Genomic DNA, 25,295 nt, shown 5'->3' with positions numbered 1-25,295 from the left:
CTGCGTTTCCCCTGGTCAGGGATAGGGCGGGTGTCGCTCGGGAGTGATGGATCGTCGCTACCGTCGAGGTCGCGGATGCCGTCGGTTGTCGGACTGCTGGAACAGCACGAGCTTGCCGCCCGTCAATCGAGTGGATGGGCTGCACGAGGAAGCCGACCGCTTCCAGGCCGAGCTCGCGGCGGCCGAGCAGGAGTCGCTGGAGTGGACGATTGCCCGCGAGCGTGTGGGTGCGGTGCTGTCCGCGCCGGGCGGCGATTCAGCCCGCGCGGTGGCCGCCGAACGACCGGGCGGTGCCGAGACGAAAGCCGGAGTGCGGGCGCCACCGCCCGCGGCGGCGAGGGTGAAGTCGCAGGTCCCGGTGTGGCACGAGGGGCTGCCCCGGACGGCACTGTCGGCGGACTAGCAGCGCGTCCTGGCCGCGCTCGCGGACCGGGTCCGTCTCGGCCAGGGCCCGTTGACCTGCCAGAAGATGACCGCCGCCTTCGGCATGACGTGGTGCCGGCGAAGGTGGAGGCGTTGCGGTGAAAGGCGGAACGCCTGGTCGTGCGGGGCTGGCCGAACATCAAAGGGATGGGCAAGCTCCGCTACGTCGTCGAGCAGACCTTCGCGCTCCTCCACCACTTCAAGCGTCTCGCCGTCCGCTGGGAGCGCCGCACCGAACTCCACGACGCCTTCGTCTCCCTGGGCCGCAGCCTGATCTGCTGGCGACGCCTCAAGAAGACCCGCACATGATCGTGTTACAGGCTCATAGCAAACGAACTGATCGTGACGGTCGGTCTCGGCCGACCGCCCACAGTGGCGGCGCAGCGTAGTGCACTGCACCATCGTAGAGGGGAGAAGCCAGAGAAGATCCGGACAGAGGAGGACCTATGGTGCTGCAGGCCGATCCCGAAATCCTGCGCGAGCTGGTCAACCGTTATGACGAACTGCAGAGTCTCGACGAGTCCTACTGGGACAGCACGGCCAAGCCCGGGATCGAGGGCACGCTCTACACGCTCTGCGTGCTCACCGGCATTCGCGACGAGTCAAGAGCCCTGGCTGCCGCTCGTGGCTTGTCCGTGGCATCCGCCCCGCCCCCGAGCAGCGCATCGGCCTGAAGAACCAGGCAGCCGGACCCGGCACACGCCGGGGAAGCACAGGCGGCACAGAGGCAGGCTCCCCCGCCGGACAACTCGGCGGCCACGTGGGCGAATCCTGCGCGGAAGCGGACCGCGATGGTACCCGCGTGGGGCAGGCGTGCGCGGGCGTGGCGGTTCAGACGCTGGCGCAGGTGGTGCTGCATCGATTCCGGGGATTCTTCGGCACCGGTCCATCCTGCCGAGTGCAGCAGCGACCCGCCATGATCGCGGGGCGTGGGCGTGGGCGAGGGGCGGGAACAGCTGTGCCGGCGACGCTCGACTCGCGGTCCGCGAGCGGCTGGCGCGGCCGCAGTGAGGCGGCGTAAGCGCGCTCCGTTTATTGCTCTTCGAAAGGCGCGACGGTCAACTCCCGGACGCGCACCAGACCCGGCACACCGGATCACTGCGCCCGCGCATTTCCGTGTTTGACGCGAGAATTTCGTGCGCCCGCGTACGCCGGTGGCAAATAGCCGGTTCCCTCACTTTATTGTTATCTACTTTCGAGCGTGTACACCCAAGAGTGAATTCGACGAATCTTTGGCGATCGGCTTGCCATATGGGTGAACCGATTTCCCCCACACCCTGAGCGATGTTTCCCGCGCGCTCACTCAGCAACTTACCTTCTACGGGGCGGCGTTGGCACAAATATCAGAGCCTTTAGCGAAAAGTATTCGAAAGGGTCCTTACACCTCGAATCCGGTGCGGTCGAGCACGCAAAGCAGTGATTGCATTACGCAACAACACCTCCCTAGCGTGGCCGGGGTGACGTTTCACGATGCGGACGGGAAGACGCCTACGCGCCCCCGGACGTCGATTGGGCCGGCGGACGCAACAAGCCGTCCGAGCCGCCTCGGGGAAACGCACAACCACCAATCCGCGGTCCCGCCACGAGCCTGACCGCCTCCCTCCTTCAGGAGCGGCACACCATGACCGAAACAATCAACGCCCTGACCGACTGGTCTCCCGAGGCTGTCGTCTTCGACTGCGACGGCACCTTGATGGACACCGAACGCCACTGGCAGGACGCACGCAACCGGGTCTTCCGGGACTTCGGTATCCACCCCGCTCCGGGTTTCGCCGAGCGGGCCAAGGGCGTCCACTACATCGACTGCGGCCGGCTGATGGCCCAGGAGGCGGACAAGCCCAAGCTGGCAGCGGAAATGACCGACTCGCTGCTGCGCCACTTCATGGAGCAGGTCGCCAAGGATCCGGTCACGATGCCCGGATCCGCCGACTTCGTACGCCGGCTCTGCGGCCACCTGCCACTCGCCGTGGCGAGCAACTGCCCTCTGGCGGTCGTTCAGTCGAGCCTCGACCGAGCCGGTCTGCTCGGCCACTTCGAGCACGTTGTGGTCCCGAGCGACGAGGGCCCCGGAGCCGGAAGCGTACGCCCGAAGCCCTGGCCGGACGTCTATGCGACAGCCGCCCGCCTCTGCGGTGCGGCACCTGAGCGGGCCCTCGCGGTCGAGGACTCGATGACGGGAATCGAGTCGGCCCTGCGGGCCGGGCTGCGCGTGCTCGGGGTGGGCCCCCGCCCGCGGCCCGAGGACGCGGCCCGGGCCGACCTGTGGGTGCCGGCCCTGAACGCTTCCGTTCTGTCGGCCTGGGTGGAGTCCTGGCCGACCTGCGGGACCCGGGAGTAGGCAGGCAGCCCTTCAGTCCAGCCGCGTGCTGAGATCGTCCACTGCTCGGGCGGAGGCGAAGAACAGCCCGATGCCCACCGCGCCCGGATCGGGAACGCCTTCGGCGCGTCCCCCGAGGTAGCTGGAGCGTCCCATCCGGGCGCGCAGGCGCGCTGTCTCGTTCACGCCGGCCCAGGCGGCGTCGGCGGCCCGGGCCAGGGCTTCTGCCTGCGAGGTGTCCGTCGGGGCGGCCCGGAGGGCCTCGGCCGCCGGGCCCAGTGCGTCGACGAGGGTCTTGTCGCCGGGCGCCGCGCCACCCACCCGGCGGATGGCCTCAAGCCCCTCGGTCGCTCCGGCTGCGAGAGCCGGCGTGCTGGCGGCCTCGGCACCGGCCACGGCGACGGCGAGTGACTGGAACAACAGGCCGAACAGCGGCCCGCTGGTGCCACCGACCTCGTCCAGGAAGGCGGTGGCCGCGGCGTGGAAGGGGGCGGCGGGTTCGCTGCGGGAGGTGGGGTTCGCGTCGAGACGTCGAAGGGTGGAGTGGGCTCCGGTGCTGAGGTTTATGCCGAAGTCACCGTCTCCCACCTCCTGGTCCAATGCGGTGAGGCGGTCTTTCGCGGCTTGGGCGGACTGCACGAACCTGCGCATCCAGGCGTCGGTGGAGAACGCATCGGGGGAGGTGCTGGTCGTCATGTGGGCCTCCCGTGCTCGGGGGAACTCTTTGGGTACGGCCGCATGCCCGCCGCCGCCTCACCAGTGCAGGGCGGCGGTCCGCACGGGCGCGTCGTACAGGCGCAGGACCTGGGGGTCGGCGACGAGCAGCGTGATGGAGAAACCGCGCATGTCCAGAGAAGTGATGTACTCGCCGACGAGGGAACGGGCAAGTTCGATGCCTTGGTCGTCGAGCAGGTCGCCGAGCTCGGCGTGGACTGCGTACAGCTCCAGCGGGGTGACGGCCCCGAGACCGTTGACCAGGGCGATAACGGAGGAATCCCGGGCCGGGGAGAGTGCTTCCAGGATCGCCAGGGCCATGCGCTCGACGAGAGGGCCGAGGGGCCCCCGGGGGATGGTCTTCGGGGCGCGCTCGCCGTGGATACCGATGCCGTACTCCAGTTCGTCCGGATCGAGGAGGAAGGCGGGCCTGCCGGTCGTGGGCGCGGTGTGGGCCGCCGAGGCGACGGCCAGGGTGCGACAGCCCCCTGCCAGGCGGGTGCCGAATTCCTGGAGTTCCTGGAGGCCGAGGCCGGTGTCGGCCGCCGCCCCGAGTATCTTCTCGATCAGGACCGTGCCTCCCGTACCCCGGCGGCCCGCAGCGATGTCCTCGGAGTCGGTGGCGAGGTCGTCGTCGACCAGCACCCGGGCACAGGGGACATCGCGGTGGGCGAGCCGTTCGGCGGCGATGCCGAAGTTGATCCGGTCGCCGGTGTAGTTCTTCACTATGTGGAGCACGCCCTGGGATCGGGCGGCGGCAAGGGATCCCTCGTACACCTGCCGGTTGTGAGGTGAGGCGAAGACAAGCCCCGGGCAGGCAACGTCCAGCATGCCCCGCCCGACGTATCCGGCGTGCAGGGGTTCGTGCCCCGATCCTCCACCCGAGAGGAGACCGACCCTCCGTGTGGGTGCCGAATCGCGGGCACGGAGGAACCCGTGGCCGACGTCGAGCGTGAGCAGATCCGCGTGGGCGCGGGCGAAACCCCGCAGGGCGCCCGGCACCAGAGTGTCCTCACCGTTCTCGAAATACGATGCCATCCAGGTCCTCCGTCGTCGAGGCCCACGAGCGGCTGGGCCGGCCCCCTCCCGCCGAGGTGATTTACATGCTGCGCCCCCGACCACCACAGGGCAATTCGTAGGACAATCGGGCATTCATTCGTATGCGCCTCGCATGTTCGCTCGGCGAGCGATTCGTTCACACCAGCCGCCCCCTGCACGGCTTCCGGCCGGGCGGTTATGCCCGCATGTTCCGGTGTTCAAGCGAGCAGCGATGGCCGCAGGAGTAGATGGAGCTCTACCCGTCGATGGTCGAGCAATCCGTGCGAGCTGTGCCGGCGGTGGTACGACGCCTGCGCGCCGAGGGGGCCGAGGTAGCGGGTCAGTGCGCGTCCACCGCGCATCGGAAGGGACCGGGCCGGTGTAATGGCTACCCTCGTGCAGACGCTTGTCGGCGCGTCCGCCGAGGCGGAGGTAGCTGCGGACTTCGTGCGTTGCAACACCGGGCTGAGTCCACTCGCCGCACAGCCGTCAGGCCCACGGGACACAACATCCTGCCGGTCACGGCCGCGCACCTGCGTCGATCGCCCGAACCTTGCGACCGTACTGGCGGTGCGCCGTGCCTTCGCCCTGATACGGGAGGGCATCCGGGACGAGGAGGACCTGCCGCTGCCCCGGTTGCAGGACTCCGTGGACACCGCTCAGCTGCGGCGCCCGCACACGGGCTGGGAGGCGGTGCGCAAGAACACCCCCACGCCCCCGTATCCGGTGCGTCGCCAGCACAACCGGCTGATCCGCCGTCTGAGCCCGTCATGGCACGCGCCAAGCAGTACGCCGTGGCCGCCTCGGGGCCGTGGACGGACGAGGAGGAGGGCCGCCGCCTGCCGGCCGGTGAGGTACACGCCTGGGAGCCGGGCCTGAACCAGACCGTCTGCGGGCTGTCCCTCAGCCGCTCTCAGCTGATCCGCTTCGCGCACGTCACCTGGCCCGCCACCTTCCCGGAGTCCGGGGGCGCGTCCGACCGGGTACAGCGGGTGTGCCCGCGCTGCGCCTCGGTCGCCGGACGCCGTGGCGGCGACGCGCGCCCGCAATGGCACCGCACCAACCCCCGGCCGTGAACGTCGACGGGGCGAACCGACGCCGAGGAGTGAGGCCGAACATGCCGAAGGAACGGGAGCCCGGCGTCCGTGACCGCCTGGAGCGGACGGCCGCCGACGTGTTCGGCCGGCGAGAGCTGTGGCCGGGACAGTCGGCCGCGATGGAAGCGGTCATGGCGGGCCGGGACACCCTGGTGGTCATGCCGACGGGTGCGGGCAAGTCGGCGGCGTACCAGGTGACGGGGCTGTCGCTGCCCGGACCCGCCGTCGTGGTGTCCCCCGCTCATCGCCCTGCAACGGGATCAGATCGCCGGACTGCTGAGCCACGACGCTCCGGACGCCGTCGCCGTCAACTCCGCCCAGTCGACCAGGGAGAGGGAGGCCGCTTGGTCGGAGGTTCAGCACGGTGCCGCCGAGTTCCTGTTCCTCTCCCCCGAGCAGCTGACGAAGAACGAGGTGATCCGGGCGGCGTCCAGGCCCTCGCCCGTCACCCGGCGCAGCACACTCTCCTGAAGGGTCACACACGTACGCCTCAACAGCCAGCAGGCCGGCAACCCTTGGTGGCACCCATGTCGGCGAGGGTGTCGACGTAGGCGGCCTTGAGCGGGCCGTGCCACGGGGTCAGGTACGCCCCGGTCTCGCGGCACAGGTACGCCCAGGATCTCTCCGTTGCGGCCTACCTCCTGGGCGTAGGCGACGGCGTGTGTCTGGTACCAGGCAGGTCCAGTCGGACGCTCGAGGGTTCCCACAGGACCGGCCTACCCGTGACCGCACCCGCTGTCGCTCGTTGCCCATCCGGTACTGGCGGCCGGAGCCGCGGAGGCCGACCAACGTGGACAGGACAGCGGAGCTGATGAGTGTGGACAGGACAGCCTGCCCCGGACAACCGTTCGTGCCGCCCGGCGCGGGAGTGCTCGCCCACTCCCGCGCCCTGCGTTTCTGGCTGGATCCGGCCAACCTCGCGGCCCGTCCCGAGCAGGCGGGCCCGGTCGTCCCCACCAGGACTGGCCCGGCGACCGCCTTCCAGGTCAACGACCCGGCACTGCTGCGCAAGGTCGGCAGTGATGAGGACACCTTCCGGTTCTGGGGCCCGGACCCGAGCCTGCGCGACTTCGCCGAGGACGGGGTGGTCGGCCTCGAAGGCGCCGCCCACCGGGAGCGACGCGCCGTGATGAGGCCCGCATTCACCGCGTCCCGGCTCACCGCTCTCGGGCCCAGTGCCCAGGCCCGTACCCGGGAGCTTCTCGCCGACCTGCCCGCGGACCGACCGCTCGACATGCGGGAGGAGATGAGCCGCCTCGCCTGCGGCCTCCTCGTCAGCTGTGTCTTCAACAGCGAGCTCACTGCCGACACCCTGTCCAAGATCGCAGCCGCCCGCTCCACCCTGTCCAGCGGCTTCTTCTGGAGCTACGCCCTCGCACCCTGGCCCTGGGTGCCCGTACCCCGGCGCCGCGCCAGCCGCCGTGCGCTCGCCGAACTCGACGAGGCCGTCCGCCAGGTGCGAGCCGGCCACCGGCCGGACCCCGACGGCCAGGATCTGGTGTCCTTGCTCGAAGCTGCCGCTCCCGGGGACCCCCACGTGGTGCAGCGCGACGTTCGCGCTCTGCTGATCGCCGGCATGGAGACCAGCGCCTCCACCCTTGCCTGGGCCTGCTACGAACTCGGCCGCAACCCCCACTACCAGCAGGCTCTCCAGAACGAAGCCGACGCCGCACCCGATTCGAGCCGCCTCCAAGCACACCAGCTCCCGCTCGCGACCGCCTTCGTTCACGAGGTCACCCGCCTCCACGGCATCCCGTTCCTGGTCCGCCGCACCCGCCACCAGACCTGCCAGGGCGGTGTACACATCCCGGCCGGAGCCGTGGTCACCCTGCCCCTCGGGGCCCTGCGCCGCGACAAGAACCGCTACCCCGACCCGGACGTGTTCGACCCGCAGCGCTGGCTCCCCCACGCCGAGCCGCCAGCGGCCCCCACCGCGCTGCTCGCCTACGGCCTCGGCCCCCGGTACTGCCCCGGCGCGGCCGCGGCCGATGCCATGCTGCCCGTCGCCCTGGCGACCCTGGCCAGCACGCGCACCCTGCGCCCGGCGCGGCCGGGCCGCAAGATCGGCGTGAACCTGGAACTCACACCGACGCCCAAGGGCCTGATCATGTACGCCACACCATGCGAACCTCGGCTCACCGACACCAGGCCAGCGCCCGGCACAAACATCATTTCCCGTTCCGGGGCAACTTCCCACGAAAGTGGACACGGGTAACCCGCGCCCTCCTGCACCCCGCCGCTTGCACCTGTTCGGTGTGAACTGACCACCACCCAGCGCTACCTGCACCCGGACGTCCGCAAGATCACGGCCGCCGGGGCGGCGCTCTCGGCCCACTTCAGCGCGCTGCGCGCACCACGCTCAGTGCCGGGCCCAGCCGTCATGGCCCGCTGACCCTGTCAGGGACGCCGGACCTCCGGCTGGTCCCCAACCGGTCCCCAAAAATGATCAAGGGCCGGTTTCGGATTGCTCCGATACCGACCCTGATCTGCGACTGCCTCCAGTCGGGACGACAGGATTTGAACCTGCGACCCCTTGACCCCCAGTCAAGTGCGCTACCAAGCTGCGCCACGTCCCGTCGCGTTTCCTCCCGGTTGTCCCGGGTGGCCGCGCAGGACAAACATTACCTCACTCGGCGGACCGGATCGACGCCCGTGCCTGTTGGGCGCGAGCGGCCAGCCCCTCGGCTCCGCAGGCCATGGCCTGCTTCTGGGCACGGGCCAGCTCCCGGTGCGAACCGATCGCGACGCCGTAGTCGACCCGGGCGAGAGCGTGCTCGTAGGCGGACGAGGACTTCTCCAGGTGCCCCACCGCCTCGGCGAGCAGGTGCGTGGCCCGTTCCGGGGGTGCGAAGAGGGCTACGCAGCGCAGGGCCTCGCCCATGGCGGTGGGCGTGCCGAACCGTTCGGCGTGCACCCGGTTCCGGGCGGCGAGATGGGCCGCGCGGGCCGGGTCGGTCTCGGCCAGGGCCCGCGCCAGGTCGCCGGCCCACGGAGCCCAGATGCCGTTGAACCGCTCGCGCGGCTCCAGAGCGGCGCCCGCCGCTTCGAGCTCGGCGATCCCTTCCTCCTTGCGGCCCTCCGCCAGCAGCAGGCGGCCCCGCACGCACGGAGCGTCGGGCAGCACCATGGCGCTGGGGTAGGGCGCGCCGAAGTCGTAGCGGTCGGCGATGCGGCGGGCCTCGTCGATACGTCCCCGGGCCAGCAGGGTGTCGATGAGCAGGCAGGCCGCGTCCCAGTGCACGGGCAGTCCGGAGCCGACGCGGTCGGCGAGGCGGAGTCCTTCGCGCAGGAAGCCCTCCGCCTCGGCGAGTCGGCCGCGACGGCGGTGGACCATGCCGAGCAGGGTGTGGGCGAACGCCAGGTGGGCCCCGCTCCAGCCGGAGATCTCGAAGGCCCTGACCGCTTCGCCGAAGAGACTCTCGGCACGGTCCAGCTGGTCGACGAAGGTGTAGGTGATGCCGACCATGGTGGGGAGTTCGAAGCCCCACTCGGCGTCGGTCCAGCCGAGGCCCCTGGCGGGGCTGCCGTCGATCAGGGCACGTTCGCAGAGGTCGACGATGAGCTGGGCGTTCTCACCGCGCAGCATGGCGTCGAAGGCGCGCAGCGTGAGCAGCGCCCGCTCCGCGTTGTCGCGGCCCTTGAGGTGATCGGCGTTGCGGGTGAGCCGCCGGGAGCGGGTCGGTCCGTCGTCCTCGACGGCCTGCATGCCCTCCCACATGAAGTGCGCGGCCTGCAGGCGCATCAACCCGGGGCCGGGCGCGGTCCGCGCGGCCTCGGCGGCCAGCGCCAGAGCCGCGTCCTTGAGTTGGTTGTTGTGGGCCAGCGCGGCGGCGAGCCGGAAGGTCGCGTCGACCCGCAGCCCGTCGTCGAGTCCCGGCATGTCGAGGGCGGCACGCAGGTGCTGGACCGTGGTGGGCGGGGAGCTCAGAAGGGTCGCGCAGCCCAGTTCGTACAGCAGGACCGCCCGGTCCTTGGGGCGTGGCGGCTCCTCCAGTGCCCGCTCCAGGCAGCGCCGGGCCGCTTCGGGCGCACCGACGGCGAGGTGCTGGCCGGCGGCTTCCCTCAGCTGGGCGACCAGTTCCTGGTCGTCGTCCGGGTGGACCTCCAGCAGGTGGCGGGAGGCCGCCGCGGCACCGAGGCCGGCCCGGGTGATCGCCCAGGCGGCGCGCCCGTGCATGGCGGTGCGGGTGGCCGGCGGGATCGAGCGGTAGACGGCGGTCGCGATCAGCGGGTGGACGAACTCCAGCGGATCGAAGCCGCTGACGATACGGGCGTCGCGCAGCCGGGCCGTGCAGTCGGCGGCCTCAGCCGAGCTCATTCCGGCGAGGGTGGCGGCCAGTTCCTGGGAGATGTCGGTGCCGAGGACCGCGGCGGCCCAGGCGAACCGGTTGGCGTTCGTGCCGAGCCGCTCCAGCCGGGCGACGAGCCCGCTGCCCCGGGCGGAGGCGCCCAGCTCACGCAGTTCGCCCGCCGATTCCTCCACCGGCGGCAGTTCGCGGTCCTGGACCTTGGCGACCAGTTCGACCGCCTCGTACGGGTTGCCTCCGGTGACGGCCCAGACCTCGCGGCAGAACGGGTCGTCGGCGTGATCGCCGAGGCCCGCGCGGACCAGTACGGCGGTGGCGTCCGGGGTCAGGGCCCGCAGGGCGACGCGGTTCACCGTGCCCTGGTTGTTGGGGCCGCGCTCGGCCTCGCGGTCGGCCGCGTAGTTGGCGTCGCGTTCGGCCAATTCCTGCGGGCGGTGCGCCTGCACCACCAGGACCGGCAGCTCGCCGAGGCGGGCGGTGAACGAAGCCAGCCAGGCGAGGGATTCGCCGTCCGCCCAGTGGGCGTCGTCCACGATGAGCAGCAACGGCCGGTGGCTGAGCCGGGACGAGAGCCGGCCGACGACGAAGTCCAGCCCGTCGCGCACACCCTGCGGGTCGGGCTGCGGGCCGCTCGGCTCGGCCAGCCCCAGAGCGGGGGCGGTGGTCTCGTACCAGTCGCCGAACAGGGCCCGGGTCTCGTCGGGCGGGAACTGGTCGAGGGCGGGCTGGAGCAACTGCCGTACGACATGGAACGGTACGGAGGTCACGGTCTCGCCTCCCCGGGCGGACCACACGGTGCAGCGGTCGGCTGCCATCGCCCGGATCTCCGCGAGCAGCGCGGTCTTGCCGATCCCCGCTTCTCCGCTGAACACCAGGAGCCCTCCCACGGCTTGCGCACCGCACAGGGCGTCCACCGCCTCGGCAGCGGCGGCGAGTTCCGGTTCACGCTCGTACAACGGCCGGGACGGCTTCATGCCCACCCTTCCCACAGAGGCAGTCTTCTCGACGGTCGAGCCTAGTCGTGCGCGGGTGCTCATCGAGAGGATTCGCGTGATTCGCCGCAGGTGCGGGGCACAATCGAGGAGTGAACGAGACGCGCAGAGACCGTGATGCCGAGGGCCGGGCGCGCAACGCGCGCCCCCGTGACGGGCTGGGACGCCCCCTGCCGTACGGGACACCCGGTGTCGAACGACAGCCGGAGGGAGTCGTCCGCACCCCTGCGGAGACGCTCCGGGAGGCGCAGCGGCTGCTGGATGCGGGAATGCCGTTCCACGCGCACGAGGTGTTCGAGGACGCCTGGAAGTCGGGGCCGGAGGAGGAACGCGAGCTCTGGCGGGGGCTGGCCCAGCTCGCGGTGGGACTGACCCACTCCGCCCGGGGCAACACCGCCGGCGGGGCGCGGCTGCTGCGCCGGGGGGCGGGGGCGCTCGCCCCCTTCTCGAGGTCGGGGCCTCACGGGATCTCGGTCCACGGACTGTCCGACTGGGCAAGGGCGTTGGCGGATCGGGTCGAGTCGGGCCCGACGGTGGACGCGGCGGCCGAAGCACCACGTCTGCTGGGCTAGGAGCGTGGTCGGTATCCGCCGCGGTGTCGGTCCAGGCGGTCTCGAAGTACCTGACGCGTTCGTCTTCTCCGGTCGGTCGCATGCCGGCTGCCGTCATGACGTGCTGGGACGCGATGTTGTCGTGGTCGGCGTCGCCTTTCACGCGGGTGACGCCGTGTGCCCGCGCGAACAGGAGCAGTCCGCGAAGGGCTTCGGAGGCGTATCCCCTGCCTCGCGCCGACGGGACGATGCCGTAGCCGATCGTGACGCTCCCGTTCTCGTCGGCAGGTCCGTGGAAACCCACGCCGCCGATCGCCTGACCGTCCTCGCGGCGACGGATCTCATAGTCACCGAACGGCTGGGGGTCACCGGTGTTCGCGCAGGTGGCCAGGAAGCGCCTGGCGGCGGACACGTCCCCATCGGTGGGGTATCCGGGGCCCCAGCGGGCACCGCTGTCCGATTCTCCCGTCACCACTCGCTCAGCCTCGCTGACGGTCATCGGATGGAGCACAAGCCGCGCTGTCACAAGATCGCCCATAGTCGGTAGGAGTAGCACCCGGGGCGACAAGACCGCACTCGCATTGTCCGACCGGGCAGCACCCCCGCATCCGGCCGGCGATCGTAGGCGCCCTCCCAGCCGGTCACGGGCCCGAAGGCCGGGCTGTGCGGACCGAGGCTGCGCACAGCTACTACGATCCGGCTCCATGACCACTTCTGACCAGGACCAGCACCGGGACCAGCGCGAGGGCGGGTTGAACGAAGAGCAGGGCGAGCCGTCCGGCCGGGGCCGGGGCGCCGGCACTCCGATAGCCGGCGCCGCGGAGGCGGAGAGCAAGGCTAACGACACGACGGAGAGCACGACAACGGCGGGCCGGGCGGAAGCGGGGGCTCTTGGTACGCCGAGCGCGCAGAGCGTCCCGGGCGGCCGGAAGGAACCGGAAGCGCAGGACGGGCGGGACGGGCGGGACGGGCGGGACGGGCGGGACGGGCGGGAAACCCCGAGCAGGCACGAAGCTTTGGGCAGACCGGAGGCCCCGGACGACGAGGCCGAAGAGGACGGCCGGAACGCGAAGACCGGCCAGGGCGTCCGGGGCGATCGGGGCGATCAGGACGGCCGGGGCCATCAGGATTCTCAGGACGATCAGGATTCGCCTGATGGCCGGGACGGGAAGAGGCTGACCCCGCGCCAGGCTCGGCGCCTGCGCATCGTGCTCTCCTCGGTGGGCATGGCGGGGATGGCCGTCGTGCTGGCGCTGCGTATCGCGAGCCGCTCGTCGGTGCTCGTCGTCGGCGTCTACGGGCTCGCGCTCATCCTGTGCGGCGTGGTGATCGAGCTCAGCAGGAACGGCCGCACCCGGCTGGCCAGCTGGCTGCTGGGCGCGGGGCTGCTGGCAGCCGTGGGAGCGGACTGGCTGCTGCTTCCGTGAAGCGGCGGGCCGTCGGCCGGGCGCTATTCAGAACAACAGCAGTTGGAGTCCGCCGACCACCGTCGCTCCGATGACGATCCGGTCGAAGACCTTCTGATTGATGCGGTCGACGCATGCGCGTCCCAGGTAGGCGCCGGGCAGGACGAACAGCAGCAGACAGGCGTCGAGCAGCAGGGAACGGGCGTCGATCAGGCCGAGGCTCACGCTGAAGGGCACCTTGGACACGTTCACGATCAGGAAGAACCAGGCCGAGGTGCCGAGGAAGCCGAGCTTGCGGAAGCCGGCGGAGAGCAGGTAGAGCGACATCACCGGCCCGCCGGCGTTGGCGACCATCGTGGTGAACCCGCCGAGAACGCCGTAACCGCGAGCGGCGGTCCGTCCGGAGGCGGCCGAGGCGGCCTCGCCACCGCTCCCCGTCCCGGTCTCGGCTCCGCTCCCGGTCTCGCTCCCGTTCTCGGTTCCGCTCCTGCTCTCGGTTCCGCTCCCGCTCTCGGTTCCGATTCCGTTCTCGGTTCCGATTCCGTTCTCCGCGATCCGGCGACGCCACAGGGTGACGCCCGTCATGAACAGCAGAATCGCGCCGATGGAGATGCGGACCGCCGCGTCGTCGGCCCACACCATGAACAGGGTGCCGGCCACAACGCCCACCGCCACCGCGGGGAACAACCGGAGCAGTGTCGGCCAGTGGGCGTGACGGCGGTAGACATGTACGGCGAGGAGGTCGCCGGCGATCAGGATCGGGAGCAGTACCCCGGTCGATTCACGGGCCGGAAGAACGGCCGCGAACACCGCGAGGCTGATCGTATTGGCACCGCTGACGGCCGTCTTGGAGAAGCCGACCAGAGTGGATGCCGCCGCGAGCGCGGCCAGTTGCCAGAGGGTGATGGTGTCCATGTCGGAAAAGATGGTAAGTGCATGGACGGCTGGAGCATTCCGGACATCCCTACAGCCTTACGGATCGCCTGCGCATCCGTAAGGCTGACCTATACGTCCGTACGGATCACCACGACCAGCGTCCGCGGACCGTGCACGCCCTCCACCCGCTCCAACTCGATGTCGGAGGTGGCGGACGGTCCGCTGATCAGCGTCGTCGGCCGTTCGGGGACCAGCCGCGCCATCGCCTCGGGCACGCCCGCCCCGACGGTGGAGAGGTCCACCACGCAGAGGTGCAGATCGGGGACGAGGGACAGTGCCCGGCGGCCCTGGCCGGGCGAGCCGTCCAGGAAGATCGTGCCGGTCTCGGCGCAGCCGGCCGCGGACGCCGTCACCACCGCGTCCAGGGTGTCGAGTTGTGCGGGCGGGACGTCCGGGCCGTCCTGCCGCACCTCGCCGACGTATCCGGCCAGCCAGCGCGCGTCCAGCCCGGCCGGCACGCCGACGCGGTGGGCGCCGTGGTCCCGCAGAGCCTGGGCGATGGTTTCGGCGGTGCGGTCGGCCGTGCAGGGGACCACCCGGGCCCTGTAGTCGAGGAGCCGGCCGGTGAACAGGGCGAGGCGTTCGTCGTCCGGCAGAACCCGGCCGGTGCGGTAGTCGCGCGGGACGACGACGGTCGGTGTCGGGGCCTGCGTGAGGGCGTCCCGGATCCGGCTCAGCACGATGTCACGGGCGCTGTTCTTCTCGCTCATGCCGTTCATGTCGCATCCTCGTCGCCGTCGGCGGTGCTGTGGGCGGTGCCGTGTTCGGTGCTGTGGGCGGTGCCGTGTTCGGTGCTGTGGGCGGTTCCGTGTTCGGTGCTGTGGGCGGTTCCGTGTTCGGTGCCGCGTTCGGTGGCCGCGGCACGCAGGGCGGCCGCCCCCTCGTCGGAAGCGAACCAGGAGCGGAAGGTCTCGCGGGGCGGGGCCGCGGTGTCACGGCTGCCGCTCCAGCCGCTGAGCGGTGGCGGCAGCCGCGAGATCGTCCCGTCGCGCCCCGCGAGCCCCCTGCCGAGGACGGACGACGCCTTCTGCGCGGCGGCGTACAGGGCGGGGCGGCCCATCACCGCGGCAGCCGCCTTCATGGCCAGCTTCTCCGGTGTTCCGCCGGTCTGTTCGGTGTGCTGGTGGCGCAGCTCCACCAGCAGCGACGGAATGTCGATCTTCACGGGGCAGGCGTCGAAGCAGGCCCCGCAGAGGCTGGAAGCGTACGGCAGGGAACTGTTCGGGTCGTCCTTCGCCGCGTGCATCCCGGCGAGTTGCGGAGTGAGGACGGCGCCGATGGGGCCGGGGTAGGTCGATCCGTAGGCGTGGCCGCCGGTCCGCTCGTACACCGGGCAGACATTGAGGCAGGCGGAACAGCGGATGCAGTTGAGGGCCGCGCGTCCGATCGCGTCGGCGAGGGCGGCGGTGCGTCCGTTGTCGAGGAGGATGAGGTGGAAGTTCCGCGGACCGTCCCCGGGCGTCACACCGGACCACAGTGAGGTGTAGGGGTTCATCCGTTCCCCCGTCGAGGAGCGCGGCAGGAGCTGGAGGAAGACCTCCAGGTCCTGGAACCGCGGGATCACCTTCTCGATGCCCATCACGGTGATGAGCGTCTCCGGCAGGGTCAGGCACATGCGTCCGTTGCCCTCGGACTCGACGACGGCCAGCGTGCCGGTCTCGGCGACACCGAAGTTGGCACCGGAGACGGCGACCTTCGCCGAGAGGAACTTCTCGCGGAGGTAGCCGCGCGCGGCGGCGGCGAGGTGGGCGGGGACGTTGTCCAGATCCGGGTCGACGCCGGGGAGCCGGTCGAGGAAGATATGCCGGATCTCGTCCCGGTTCCGGTGGATCGCGGGCACCAGGATGTGCGAGGGCTTGTCGTGGGCGAGCTGCACGATGAGTTCGGCGAGGTCGGTCTCGTACGGGGTGATCCCGACCGACTCCAGGTGCTCGTTGAGACCCGTCTCCTGGGTGGCCATCGACTTGACCTTGATGACCTCGTCGCTGCCGGTGGCCTTCACGAGCCGGGCGACGGTCTCGTTGGCCTCCGCGGCGTCGCGGGCCCAGTGGACGGTGCCGCCGCGCTCGGTGACCCGGCGTTCCAGCTGTTCGAGCAGTTCGGGCAGCCGGTTCATGGCGTCGGTCTTGATGGCGGAGCCCGCGTCCCGCAGGGCTTCCCAGTCGGGCAGTTCGCCGGTGGTGTCGAGGCGTTTGGCGCGGATGGTGCCGGTGGCGCGGCCGAGGTTGCGCCGGAGCTGGTCATTGCGCAGTTCACCGTGGGCGGCGCGGGGAAACGTGCGGTCGCCGCGGAGGTTGCCGGTGCCGTACGGGGAGCGGGGCGGCGGGTCGGGCATGCCGAGGAACGTGCTCATGCGGAGGTCTCCGTCAGGACGTCGGGCGTGGTGCGGGTCGCGGCGAGGATGCGGGCGAGGTGCACGGTGCGGGTCCCGGACCTGATCCGGGAGAGCCCGCCGCCGATGTGCATCAGGCAGGAGGAGTCTCCGGCGGTGCACACCTCGGCCCCGGTGGCCGTGATGCTGTCCGTCTTGTCGTGGAGCATCGCGGCGGACGTCTCGGCGTTCTTGAGCGCGAAGGTGCCGCCGAATCCGCAGCAGGACTCGGCATCGGGCAGCTCGACGAGGTCGATTCCCTCGACTTCGCGCAGGAGCCGGAGTGGCTTGTCCCCCACACGGAGCATCCGCAGCGAGTGACAGGTGGGGTGGTACGTCACCCGGTGCGGGAAGTACGCGCCGGTCCTGGTGACGCCGAGGACGTCCACGAGGAGCTCGGAGAGTTCGTACGTCTTCGCGGCGACGGCGTCCACTCCGGCGCGGAGTGCGGCGTCCCCGTAGCGGTCGGCGACGATCCGGTGCTGGTGCCGGACGGAACCGGCGCACGAGCCCGACGGCATCACGACCGCTTCGATCGAGGCGTCGCCGAAGCCGTCCGCGAAGTCGCGTACCAGAGGCACGGGTTCGCGCTGGTACCCGGTGTTGATGTGCATCTGCCCGCAGCAGGTCTGGCCCGGCGGGAACACCACTTCGTGACCCAGTCGCGTGAGCAGGATCGCGGTGGCCTTCACCGCGTCGGGGAAGAGCGTGTCTCCCAGACAGGTGGCGAAGAGTCCGATGCGCATGGGGCCTCCCCGGTCGGGTTCTCCGTGGGGGTCGGGCCCGCCGCGTTTCACTACGAGGTCTTTATGGTCGGACCATACTAGGCGCGGGCCTTTACGGGGAACGTCCGTGCACGGGTGGCGTGTGGAGAGGGGCGGTTGCGAGGGGACGTCCACGCCCTACTCGCGCACGACCGCGCAAGGGGGCTTTCACGCAAAAGGAACGTCCACGCATCGGTGGCGCGCGGACGCGCAAGGAACATGTACGGGTACGCACCGGCGGGCGCGCGGACGCGCCCGGCGGTGTGCCTGACGGGATGCCGGTCTGCACCCTACGACTGCTCGACGGGACCCTCCACCAGCGTTCCGTGCAGCGCACGGATATGCCGCTCGACGAGGTCCGCGGCCTCCCCGCCTCGCCCCTCCCGTACCAGCGTGAGGAGAATTCCGTGCTCGGTGTCGAGGGCTCGGGCGGTGGCCGGCCAGTCCTCGGCGGCTTCCAGGGCGCGCAGGATCAGCGGCCGCACGGACTCACGCACGGCGGAGGTGAGCGTGGACGTCAGGGCGTTGCCGGAGCTGTGGGCGATGAGGACGTGGAAGCGGGTGTCCAGATCGTTGAAGGCGCTCACCTCGATACCCGGTTCCGCCATGCCCACCACCAACGCCTCTGCCTCGTCCAGCACTTCGGGCGAGGCGTGGCAGGCGGCGGCCTCGAAGCTCGACCGCTCCAGAACCACCCGGGCCTCCAGCACGTCCTGGAGGCTGTAGCTGCCGAGGGCGAAGTGCAGCCGGAGCAGCCTGCCCAGGGCATCGTCCGGGTTGCGCACGATCCGGGCTCCGGCATCGGGTCCCCGGCCGGGCTGGGCCACCAGGACACCGATGGTCTCCAGCACCCGCAGCGCCTCGCGCAGGGCGGAGCGGCTGACGCCGAGCACCGGAGCCAGTTCCCGTTCGGGCGGCAGCCGGTCGCCGGCCCGGAGCTCTCCGGCGACGACCCGTTCCTCGATGCTGCGAAGCACGAGCTCATGAGTACGGGACTGCCGCACGGGCTGCCATTCGACGGGCATCCGTCACTCCCTGCGTCGGTCGGATCGGGAGACGCAGCCTATGTCACACCGGGCATGTGGTCGGACCACACAGCGGTCGGCTTTCCTTCCCGGGGTGCGAAGTTCTCGGCCGGAGGTCCGGCGCGCGCAAGCGCGGGCCGGAGATCCGGACGGGTGCTTGCGCGGCGGAAGGCAGTGGGCGAGCGGGGCCCGCGCACCGGCGGAAGGGGGCGGGATCAGCGGGCCCTGGGGAAGTCCCGTCCGTGCGCGCCTCCAGCTGCGGGTCGAAGGGCCGCGCCGCCCCGGACCTCAGGGTCATCGAGAAGGGTCTCGGCGCGCTATCGGGGACAGCACCCTTCCGGGGGCGGGCTCGGCTCGTGCGGGCAGTTCATGTGATTCTCACCCGGCCCGCATAGGGTTCCCCCGTGACCCAGATGACCCCGCCCGGCTGGCACCCAGACCCCGGGCACTCAGGCAAAGGCCCCGCTCAGGAACGCTGGTGGGACGGAGCGCAGTGGACCGGCCATGTACGCGCGTCGCCCGGCGCGGCGCGTCGGCGCTGGATCCGCGTCGGCGTCGGCGTGACGGTCGGCGCGGTGGTGCTCGCCGCCGTCGGGGGCGGCGTGTACCTGTTGGGCGAGGACGACCGCGGGCGGCCGGACACCGCGGCCTCCTCGCCGTCCGCGCCCGCTGATCGGCCCGGCTCTCCGGACGGCGACGAGAAGGACGGCGAGGGGGACGGCGGGAACGGCGACGGCCCCGGTGGGCCGCTTCCCCCGACCGAGCCCGGCTACGCCACGGACCTGGCCGCCGGGATCAGCCTTCCGGTGCCCGAGGGGTGGAAGGGAACCTCCGGGGCGGTCGGCGCCGGGCTGACGACGGGGCAGCACCCGTGCCCGGGCGACACCGAAGAGACGTGCGTGCGCGGCGGGGTGTTCTCGGCGCCGGCGGCCGCCATGAAGCTCACCGCCGCGACACCGGAGGCGGCGGCCAAGAAGGACATCGCCCTCAACGCCAAGGAGTCCTACGGCGGAAAGAGCTACGGGAAGATCACCTCGCACGAGGAACTGAAGTCCGAGGCTGTCACGGTGGCGGGCGGCAAGGGCTATGTCGTGCGCTGGAAGGTGGTGACGGAGAAGGGCGACGACGGCTACGTGGAATCGCTGGTGTTCCCTTCTCCCGCCTCCAAGGGCATGCTCGTCGTGGTCCGGTCCGGGTTCGACATCAACGACGACGCGCCGAAGCTGTCCGTCCTGGACGAGATCACCCGCGGCATCAAGGCAGCGTCCGGTGCCGGAGGAGGCACCGGCGGAGCTGTCTGAACCGCACCGACCGGCACCTCGTGACCGGCGCGGGCAGGCCCGGAGAGGGTTCGGCCCCCGCCGGTTCGCCGGACGGCCGGGCTGGCGTGCCCGCCCGCGCCTTCCTCGGCCCGCCCCGCCGCCCGGCTCCTCGGACTCGACCCGGACCCCGCCTCGACCGGATGCCCACGATCAGCCAGTGACGTGGCCGGTCGGTCTCCGTGATCAGCCGGTGGCCGTGGCCGGGTCGCTGACACCGGAGGCTCCCGTCTCGACATGGCCGGCGAAGCGGCGCAGGAACTCCGGGTGCCCCTCGGCCGTGACGGACACGTCGTACCAGCGCCTGCCCGCCCTCAGGTCCACGGTGCGCGACACCGTGGCACCGGCGCGGACGGTGACCGTCTGCTCCGCTCCCCCGTAGGCTTCGGCGTTGGCCAGGCTGAGACGCACCTCGGCGGCACCGGGGTTGGTGAGCGTCAGGTCGAGATGGCCGCTTCCGTCGTTGTGGCGGGCGGTCGCCTCGGGACCCGCGGTGGACCCCGCGCTCCTGAACGTACGCAGGAAACCGTTGGGTCCGTGGACCGTGAGGTCGTGGGCGCCCCCGGAGTAGGCGGAGTTCCACGCGTCCGACACCGTCCTGCCCGCCCCGGCGGTGTACGTCCACGGGGCGTCGGTCCGGTTCGCGGAGGTGACGTAGAACTGCGCGCCGGCCTCCGTACCCGGACTGAAGGTGAGCGCGATCTTCCCGGTGCCGGGGTCGACGGCGGCGTCGACGTACGGGGCGTACGGGAGCGGCCGGGCGGGGCGGCTGCCCGGCTCCTGCTTCGGCAGGGATCCGACGGCGGGCGGGGTGGGCCGGTAGTCGGGGTGCCGCTCGCGGTCCGGGGGCTCGTAGGCCGAGGTGTCCGGCAGGTCGCCGGGGGCGGGCTCGGTGCGGGCGAAGTCGAAGGCGGAGGTCAGATCGCCGCAGACCGCACGCCTCCACGGGGAGATGTTCGGCTCGCGCACACCGAAGCGCTGTTCCATGAAGCGGAGCACCGAGGTGTGGTCGAAGACCTCGGAGCAGACGTAGCCGCCGGTGCTCCAGGGCGAGACGACGAGCATGGGAACGCGCGGCCCGAGCCCGTAGACGCCGGGGCCGTACGAGGTGCCGCCCGCGTACACCTCGGTCGAGGTGTCGGCCGTGGACAGGCCCCGATCGGCGGAGGTCGGCGGGTAGGGCGGTACGACGTGGTCGAAGAAGCCGTCGTTCTCGTCATAGGTGATGAACAGGGCGGTCCGGCTCCACACCCCGGGGTCGGCCGTCAACGCGTCCAGCAGCCGCGCGATGTACCAGGCACCGTAGTTCGAAGGGAAGTTGGAGTGCTCGGTGAACGCCTCCGGCGCGGCGACCCAGGAGATCCGCGGCAGCGTTCCGGCCCGGACGTCGGCGGCGATGCCGTCGAAGTAGCCGTCGCCGCCGGCCACGTTCGTGCCGGTGCGCGCCTTGTCGTACAACGGGCTCCCGGGCTCCGCGTCGCGGTACCTGTCGAAGTAGAGCAGCGAGTTGTCCCCGTAGTTGCCCCGGTAGGCGTCGTCGATCCAGCCCCAGCCGCCGGCGGCGTCCAGGCCGTCCCCGATGTCCTGGTAGATCTTCCAGGAGACCCCGGCCTCTTCCAGCCGCTCGGGGTACGTCGTCCAGCCGTAGCCCCGCTCCTCGTTCCCGAGGACGGGACCGCCGCCCAGGCCGTCGTTGCCGGTGTGCCCCGACCAGAGGTAGTAGCGGTTGGGGTCGGTGGCCCCGATGAACGAGCAGTGGTAGGCGTCGCACACGGTGAACCGGTCGGCGAGCGCGTAGTGGAAGGGGATGTCGTCCCGGGTCAGATGGGCCATCGTGGTCGGCGTCTTGGCCGGGATCCAACGGTCGTATCGCCCGTCGTTGTACGCCTGGTGGCCTCCCGCCCAGTCGTGGTTCAGGCCCTGGAGGAATTGCATCCCCAAGTCGTCCGCGACCGGGTGGAAAGGCAGCGTCTCCTTGCCCGACGCATCGGCCTGGTGCCAGACGGATTTCCCGCTCGGCAGCGTCACGGGCCGCGGGTCCCCGAACCCGCGCACCCCCTTCAAGGCGCCGAAATAGTGGTCGAAGGAACGATTCTCCTGCATGAGAACGACGATGTGCTCGACATCTCGGATCGTCCCGGAGGCACGGTGGGCGGGGATGGCGGCGGCACGGTCGATGCTGCCCGACAGAGCGGCGAAACCCGCCGTCGCGCCGGCTGCCAGGAAGAAGCGGCGCCGATTCATATCAGCCATGGGTGAGGGGCCTCTTGGTGTGGGGGACGGAAGCGAACAGGATGTTCCAGGAGAACCGACGGGAACGGAAGGGAACGGAAGGGGCCATGGCGGACCGGTTAACGTCCGCCGTAGGCTCGGGCGTCGGCCGGACCTGGCCGGCCCGCCGCTCCCGCCCGCGATCTTCGGGGCGTACCGTTTCGGCATGCCGTTCTACGTTCACGCACAGGACAAGCCGGATGTCGCGGACCAGTTGGCGGAGCTCTGCGAGGAACACTGGTCCTACATGGACGGGTTCGCCGACGGGCTGATCCTCCGTGGCCCCACCCTGTCCGACGACGGGGAAGAACACACGGGAAGCGTCCATGTCGTCGACCTCGACGACCGCGTGGCCGCAGAGCGTTTCGCGACCGAGGAGCCCTTCTGGAGCGCCGGTCTCTACCGGGAGTTCATGGCCGCCCCGATCGTCGTACTGCTGCACCGCGAGCCGGCGGCGGACGTCTTGTACACGCTTGTTACCGCCCAGTGGTCGCCGCACACCCGCCCGCCGGGCGATGCCGAGCAGTGGTTGTCGGCCGTGGAACCGGACGGCCGGCTGGCCTTCGCGGCGGCCCTGGTCGACGACCGGGATCGCGTCCGCATGACGGGGTTGGTCGCGGTGGTGCGAGCACGGCCGGACGAGGCGCAGAGCCTGGTCCGGCCGCTGGCGGACCGACTCGCCGACGGGCCGGTGCCGCTCACATCCCAGCGCTGGCAGCGTGGCGGTCGGCACTGACGCCTCCGTGGACGCCGCTGCGGTCCGCGACCGCGACGGACCAGTGGGCCGGTGCGGCTGCGCGGGCCGGCGTGGCGTGCGACCTGGTGGGCCGGTGCGGGCTGTGCGGCTCTGCGGCTCTGCGGCTCTGCGGCTCTGCGGCTCTGCGGCTCTGCGGCTCTGCGGCTCTGCGGGCCAGTGTTTCGGGGCAGCCCGGCCCCGGCCCCGGCCTCACCGCAACGAGCGGGTGAGCCACACCACTTCACCGTTCTCCTCCGTGGAAACGTGGTCCCGCTCGAATCCGAGCTTCTCCAGAACACGGAACGACGGTGTGTTCCACACCCCGACGGTCGACCAGAGCCGCTTCCGCCCGGTAGCCACAGCGGCTTTCAGCACCGCACCCGCCGCCTCGGTGGCGTAACCGTGCCCGTGCGCTCGCTGGAACAGCTCGTACGCGATCTCGGGCTCCTCCACGGTGGCGCGGCCGATGATCAAGCCGCAGTAGCCGATGAAGTCGCCTTCGGCGCGGCGCTGAACGGGCAACAGCGCGATCCCCGTGGTCTCCGTCGCGGCGAGCAGCTCCGTGATGGACGTACGGATGCGCTCGACCGGGGGCGTTCCCTTGCCGCGTTCGGCGAGGAGAGCGCAGAAGTCAGCGGCGTCCGACTCGGCCCACGGGCGGAGTATCAGGCGCTCGGTCTCCAGCTGGCACGCCATCGGCTCGTATGTGGGCATGCCCTCCACTGTGCACCATGGGGTCATCGTGAACTACGGCTGGGGCCCGGGCACTCCACGCGATCGAGTACGGCATCGAGTACGGCATCGACCGCGCCGACGACCGGAGGCGTAGCCGCTTCGCCCCGCCCCTGAGGGGAGTCGGCGGCGAGCAGCCCACGCAGGAGTTCCACCAGGAGGTCGGGGCGCCCCACGAACGGGGAGTGGCCTGTCCGCCACTCACGCATCTCGGTGCAGCGCGAGGCCATCCTCCGCTGGAGAGCCGGGGCGATGACCCGGTCCCGGCCACAGACGACATAGGTGGAGGGCGTGTCCTTCCAGCTGTGGTGCCGCGGAACGCCTCGCCCGCACCCGGGAGCCTGCGGGCGGAGCAGGCCGACCGCCCAGGCGGCGAGAGGCGCGGCACAGTCGTGGTAGAGGAGGTCGGCAGCCCGGTCGGGCCGCATACGCGTCGACCCGTCGGGCACGGAGTCGATCGCACCCCGGAGCCGCGAAGACGCTCCGCCCAGGGTGACCGCGCTTTCGCCCGTGTCGGGCACGAAGGCCGCCAGATAGACCAGCCGCGCCGCCCCGCGCACTCCGGTGATCACCGAACCGCCGTAGGAGTGGCCGAGTACGAGCGGAGGCTCGGCTAGCGAGTCGACGGCAGCCTGGACCGCCGCCGTGTCAGCGGGCAGCGAGCCTCGGTGGAGCTCCGGGGCGACAACCTCGATTCCCGCGTCCCGCAGGCGTTCAGCTACTCCGCCGAAGTGCTCGGGACGGTGGTACAGGCCGTGAACGAGCACCACGGTCGACAGTTCGTCCGCCTCCTCAGGGGTTGCAGCTGACGGGTCACGACCGATCACATCACACAGGACCGACCGGGGGCGATGGTCTGCGATCCGGCGCCGACGACCGGCGCCCCACCTCGAATGCAGCCATCGCCGTGCGGCACCCCGTCATCGGGACGCCCTTCGTACGATGCCTTCGGGAAGACCTCGCCCCACCCTGAACGGCCCGCCCCGATCAGTCGGTGCCCTCGGTGCGTTCGCCCCTGGGCGCCGGCCGCGTTCCGTAGGCGGGCCCCGGCTCTGCCAGTCGGGGTCGCTCTGGAGCGTCTCGTGCGCGGCCCGGTCGGCGTCCCGATCGCTGACCTCCGACTGCTCGGCGCCCTTGCGCAACCGAGCGCGGCGGGTGTCGCACTTCTTGCTTCCCGTCGGGGTAGCCGGAGAGTCCAGTTCGAGACCGGGGCCGTACGGCTTCGAGGGATGCTCCGCGACAGGCCCGGGACGTCGGCGGCCATCGGCTCCGTGGTCCCCATCGGGCCACGGAACGATCAAGGGCCGGTTTCGGATTGCTCCGATACCGGCCCTGATCTGCGACTGTCTCCAGTCGGGACGACAGGATTTGAACCTGCGACCCCTTGACCCCCAGTCAAGTGCGCTACCAAGCTGCGCCACGTCCCGCTGCCCGTCTGACCTGGGGTTTCCCCCGGGGTTGAACGCGCATGAGAACAATACCGCACTCCGGCAGGTGGTCACCAACACCATTCACCTCTTGACCTCAACCATGGTTGATGTCGAACGCTCGGTGTCATGACGAACACGACCGCCGCACCGGCCCGCGACCGCCTCGACGCACCGGCCCCCGGCCTCCGGGACCTGACCCGCCTGATCGCCCTGATGACGGGGGACGAGAAGCACGCCCCCGCCGCCCATTCCACGCTCGACGCCCTGTGGGTGCTCTACAACAGGGTGCTCCGGGTCACACCGGCCACGGTCGACGACTCCGGGCGGGACCGCTTCCTGCTGTCCAAGGGGCACGGGCCGATGGCGTACTACGCCGTCCTCGCCGCGCACGGCTTCTTCGGCGAGGAGCTGCTGCCCGGCTTCGGCAGCTACGACTCACCGCTCGGACACCACCCGGACCGGCTGCTGGTGCCGGGGGCGGAGATCGGCAGCGGATCCCTGGGGCACGGGCTGCCGCTCGCCGTGGGAACCGTGCTGGGGCTGCGCGCCCAGGGCCTCGCCGAGCCCCGGGTGTGGGTCCTGATCGGCGACGCGGAGCTGGACGAGGGCAGCAATCACGAAGCCATCGCCCACGCCGGCCCGGCCGGACTCGAACAACTGCACACCCTGGTGATCGACAACGCGTCCGCCACCCACGGCTGGCCCGGCGGCATCGCCTCCCGCTTCACGTCCGCCGGCTGGGCGGCGGTGACGGTGGACGGCCGCGACCACGAGGCCCTGTACTCGGCGTTCACGACGCCCCACCCGGGCAGGCCGCTGGCCGTCGTCGCCCGCGTCGAACCCAAGGGCTGACCGCACCGGCCTCG

General features: G+C 71.1%; 22 protein-coding genes, 2 tRNA genes and 6 pseudogenes. 14 read left to right on the top strand and 16 right to left on the bottom strand.

Going from position 1 to position 25,295, the window contains the following annotated elements:
* Positions 1 to 75 precede the first annotated feature (75 nt).
* The 4 genes and pseudogenes from ACIQMU_RS08855 to ACIQMU_RS08840 form a co-directional block, all read left to right on the top strand.
* Positions 76 to 522: pseudogene (locus ACIQMU_RS08855) on the top strand (hypothetical protein); the annotation flags it as partial.
* Positions 523 to 570: 48 nt separating this feature from the next.
* The gene (locus ACIQMU_RS08850) at positions 571 to 732 is read left to right on the top strand and encodes a hypothetical protein (RefSeq protein WP_352238754.1); all 162 of its coding nucleotides are present in this window, start codon (positions 571 to 573) and stop codon (positions 730 to 732) included.
* A 137-nt stretch (positions 733 to 869) separates the two neighbouring features.
* Positions 870 to 1,097 (top strand): DUF5133 domain-containing protein, encoded by a 228-nt coding sequence (locus ACIQMU_RS08845; protein WP_352238755.1) that lies wholly within the window; start codon positions 870 to 872, stop codon positions 1,095 to 1,097.
* Between the two features lie 947 nt (positions 1,098 to 2,044).
* Complete coding sequence (locus ACIQMU_RS08840; protein WP_352238756.1) at positions 2,045 to 2,761, top strand: HAD family phosphatase; 717 nt, start codon at positions 2,045 to 2,047, stop codon at positions 2,759 to 2,761.
* A 12-nt stretch (positions 2,762 to 2,773) separates the two neighbouring features.
* Here the strand turns inward: ACIQMU_RS08840 and dhaL are convergent, their stop codons facing one another.
* Positions 2,774 to 3,436, bottom strand: coding sequence for a dihydroxyacetone kinase subunit DhaL (dhaL, locus tag ACIQMU_RS08835; protein ID WP_352238757.1), 663 nt, complete (start codon positions 3,434 to 3,436; stop codon positions 2,774 to 2,776).
* A 57-nt stretch (positions 3,437 to 3,493) separates the two neighbouring features.
* Entirely contained in the window at positions 3,494 to 4,492 is a 999-nt protein-coding gene (locus ACIQMU_RS08830) for a dihydroxyacetone kinase subunit DhaK (RefSeq protein WP_402688518.1), read from the bottom strand.
* A gap of 384 nt (positions 4,493 to 4,876) precedes the next feature.
* On the opposite strand from ACIQMU_RS08830, the gene ACIQMU_RS08825 reads away from it, so the two are divergent.
* From ACIQMU_RS08825 to ACIQMU_RS08815, 3 genes and pseudogenes are all read left to right on the top strand, one after another.
* Positions 4,877 to 5,371, top strand: coding sequence for a hypothetical protein (locus ACIQMU_RS08825; RefSeq protein WP_352238759.1), 495 nt, complete (start codon positions 4,877 to 4,879; stop codon positions 5,369 to 5,371).
* Positions 5,263 to 5,568 carry a hypothetical protein gene (locus ACIQMU_RS08820; RefSeq protein ID WP_402688517.1) on the top strand — a complete coding sequence of 102 codons (306 nt, stop codon included), beginning with the start codon at positions 5,263 to 5,265 and terminating at the stop codon, positions 5,566 to 5,568. Before ACIQMU_RS08825 ends, ACIQMU_RS08820 begins: the two co-directional genes overlap by 109 nt.
* A pseudogene (locus ACIQMU_RS08815) lies at positions 5,541 to 5,768 on the top strand (hypothetical protein); the annotation flags it as partial. The gene ACIQMU_RS08820 and the pseudogene ACIQMU_RS08815, both read left to right, overlap by 28 nt.
* Before the next feature lie 177 nt (positions 5,769 to 5,945).
* On the opposite strand, the gene ACIQMU_RS08810 reads toward ACIQMU_RS08815, so the two are convergent.
* Both ACIQMU_RS08810 and ACIQMU_RS08805 read right to left on the bottom strand, forming a co-directional pair.
* The gene (locus ACIQMU_RS08810) at positions 5,946 to 6,068 is read right to left on the bottom strand and encodes a hypothetical protein (RefSeq protein WP_352239022.1); all 123 of its coding nucleotides are present in this window, start codon (positions 6,066 to 6,068) and stop codon (positions 5,946 to 5,948) included.
* Between the two features lie 35 nt (positions 6,069 to 6,103).
* Positions 6,104 to 6,284 (bottom strand): annotated as a pseudogene (locus ACIQMU_RS08805) (hypothetical protein); the annotation flags it as partial.
* Positions 6,285 to 6,400: 116 nt separating this feature from the next.
* Here ACIQMU_RS08805 and ACIQMU_RS08800 point away from each other — a divergent pair.
* A complete protein-coding gene (locus ACIQMU_RS08800) occupies positions 6,401 to 7,804 on the top strand; it encodes a cytochrome P450 (RefSeq protein ID WP_402688516.1) in 1,404 nt (467 codons plus the stop codon).
* Between the two features lie 45 nt (positions 7,805 to 7,849).
* Positions 7,850 to 7,981: pseudogene (locus ACIQMU_RS08795) on the top strand (site-specific integrase); the annotation flags it as partial.
* Between the two features lie 110 nt (positions 7,982 to 8,091).
* On the opposite strand, the gene ACIQMU_RS08790 reads toward ACIQMU_RS08795, so the two are convergent.
* Both ACIQMU_RS08790 and ACIQMU_RS08785 read right to left on the bottom strand, forming a co-directional pair.
* A tRNA-Pro gene (locus tag ACIQMU_RS08790) sits at positions 8,092 to 8,165 on the bottom strand.
* Positions 8,166 to 8,215: 50 nt separating this feature from the next.
* Positions 8,216 to 10,870: an AAA family ATPase gene (locus ACIQMU_RS08785; RefSeq protein WP_356733238.1), complete on the bottom strand. Its 2,655-nt coding sequence runs from the start codon at positions 10,868 to 10,870 to the stop codon at positions 8,216 to 8,218.
* Positions 10,871 to 10,980: 110 nt separating this feature from the next.
* Between ACIQMU_RS08785 and ACIQMU_RS08780 the strand changes: the two genes are divergently transcribed.
* Positions 10,981 to 11,460 carry a DUF309 domain-containing protein gene (locus ACIQMU_RS08780; protein WP_402688585.1) on the top strand — a complete coding sequence of 160 codons (480 nt, stop codon included), beginning with the start codon at positions 10,981 to 10,983 and terminating at the stop codon, positions 11,458 to 11,460.
* A gap of 88 nt (positions 11,461 to 11,548) precedes the next feature.
* Here the strand turns inward: ACIQMU_RS08780 and ACIQMU_RS08775 are convergent.
* Positions 11,549 to 11,977 (bottom strand): annotated as a pseudogene (locus tag ACIQMU_RS08775) (GNAT family N-acetyltransferase); the annotation flags it as partial.
* Positions 11,978 to 12,455: 478 nt separating this feature from the next.
* Between ACIQMU_RS08775 and ACIQMU_RS08770 the strand changes: the two are divergent.
* On the top strand, positions 12,456 to 12,866 hold the full coding sequence (locus ACIQMU_RS08770) for a hypothetical protein (protein WP_352239004.1): 411 nt from the start codon (positions 12,456 to 12,458) through the stop codon (positions 12,864 to 12,866).
* Between the two features lie 27 nt (positions 12,867 to 12,893).
* Here the strand turns inward: ACIQMU_RS08770 and ACIQMU_RS08765 are convergent, their stop codons facing one another.
* From ACIQMU_RS08765 to ACIQMU_RS08745, 5 genes are all read right to left on the bottom strand, one after another.
* Positions 12,894 to 13,760 carry a sulfite exporter TauE/SafE family protein gene (locus tag ACIQMU_RS08765; protein WP_402688515.1) on the bottom strand — a complete coding sequence of 289 codons (867 nt, stop codon included), beginning with the start codon at positions 13,758 to 13,760 and terminating at the stop codon, positions 12,894 to 12,896.
* 89 nt (positions 13,761 to 13,849) lie between these two features.
* Positions 13,850 to 14,500 carry an LUD domain-containing protein gene (locus ACIQMU_RS08760; protein ID WP_352238762.1) on the bottom strand — a complete coding sequence of 217 codons (651 nt, stop codon included), beginning with the start codon at positions 14,498 to 14,500 and terminating at the stop codon, positions 13,850 to 13,852.
* Positions 14,497 to 16,134: an LUD domain-containing protein gene (locus ACIQMU_RS08755; RefSeq protein ID WP_402688514.1), complete on the bottom strand. Its 1,638-nt coding sequence runs from the start codon at positions 16,132 to 16,134 to the stop codon at positions 14,497 to 14,499. Before ACIQMU_RS08755 ends, ACIQMU_RS08760 begins: the two co-directional genes overlap by 4 nt.
* Positions 16,131 to 16,898, bottom strand: a complete 768-nt coding sequence (locus ACIQMU_RS08750; RefSeq protein ID WP_352238764.1) for a (Fe-S)-binding protein — start codon at positions 16,896 to 16,898, stop codon at positions 16,131 to 16,133. The genes ACIQMU_RS08755 and ACIQMU_RS08750 overlap by 4 nt, the downstream gene beginning before the upstream one ends.
* Positions 16,899 to 17,206: 308 nt before the next feature.
* The gene (locus ACIQMU_RS08745) at positions 17,207 to 17,941 is read right to left on the bottom strand and encodes a FadR/GntR family transcriptional regulator (protein ID WP_402688513.1); all 735 of its coding nucleotides are present in this window, start codon (positions 17,939 to 17,941) and stop codon (positions 17,207 to 17,209) included.
* A 413-nt stretch (positions 17,942 to 18,354) separates the two neighbouring features.
* Here ACIQMU_RS08745 and ACIQMU_RS08740 point away from each other — a divergent pair, with 413 nt between their 5' ends.
* The gene (locus ACIQMU_RS08740) at positions 18,355 to 19,242 is read left to right on the top strand and encodes a DUF2510 domain-containing protein (protein ID WP_402688584.1); all 888 of its coding nucleotides are present in this window, start codon (positions 18,355 to 18,357) and stop codon (positions 19,240 to 19,242) included.
* A 204-nt stretch (positions 19,243 to 19,446) separates the two neighbouring features.
* Here ACIQMU_RS08740 and ACIQMU_RS08735 read toward each other — a convergent pair whose 3' ends face one another.
* Positions 19,447 to 21,513: a phosphocholine-specific phospholipase C gene (locus tag ACIQMU_RS08735; RefSeq protein ID WP_352238766.1), complete on the bottom strand. Its 2,067-nt coding sequence runs from the start codon at positions 21,511 to 21,513 to the stop codon at positions 19,447 to 19,449.
* Positions 21,514 to 21,697: 184 nt separating this feature from the next.
* Between ACIQMU_RS08735 and ACIQMU_RS08730 the strand changes: the two genes are divergently transcribed.
* Entirely contained in the window at positions 21,698 to 22,267 is a 570-nt protein-coding gene (locus ACIQMU_RS08730) for a YciI family protein (protein WP_352238767.1), read from the top strand.
* Between the two features lie 210 nt (positions 22,268 to 22,477).
* On the opposite strand, the gene ACIQMU_RS08725 is transcribed toward ACIQMU_RS08730, so the two are convergent.
* The 3 genes and pseudogenes from ACIQMU_RS08725 to ACIQMU_RS08715 form a co-directional block, all read right to left on the bottom strand.
* The gene (locus tag ACIQMU_RS08725) at positions 22,478 to 22,981 is read right to left on the bottom strand and encodes a GNAT family N-acetyltransferase (RefSeq protein WP_352238768.1); all 504 of its coding nucleotides are present in this window, start codon (positions 22,979 to 22,981) and stop codon (positions 22,478 to 22,480) included.
* 134 nt (positions 22,982 to 23,115) lie between these two features.
* Positions 23,116 to 23,778 (bottom strand): annotated as a pseudogene (locus ACIQMU_RS08720) (alpha/beta hydrolase); the annotation flags it as partial.
* A 574-nt stretch (positions 23,779 to 24,352) separates the two neighbouring features.
* A tRNA-Pro gene (locus ACIQMU_RS08715) sits at positions 24,353 to 24,426 on the bottom strand.
* Between the two features lie 129 nt (positions 24,427 to 24,555).
* Between ACIQMU_RS08715 and ACIQMU_RS08710 the strand changes: the two genes are divergently transcribed.
* Positions 24,556 to 25,281: a transketolase gene (locus ACIQMU_RS08710; protein WP_402688512.1), complete on the top strand. Its 726-nt coding sequence runs from the start codon at positions 24,556 to 24,558 to the stop codon at positions 25,279 to 25,281.
* Positions 25,282 to 25,295: the final 14 nt, after the last annotated feature.

This window comes from Streptomyces sp. NPDC091649 (assembly GCF_044756785.1).
Lineage (GTDB): Bacteria > Actinomycetota > Actinomycetes > Streptomycetales > Streptomycetaceae > Streptomyces.
The sequence above is the reverse complement of the archived record's forward strand: the minus strand, read 5'-3'. Positions and strand labels throughout refer to the sequence as shown.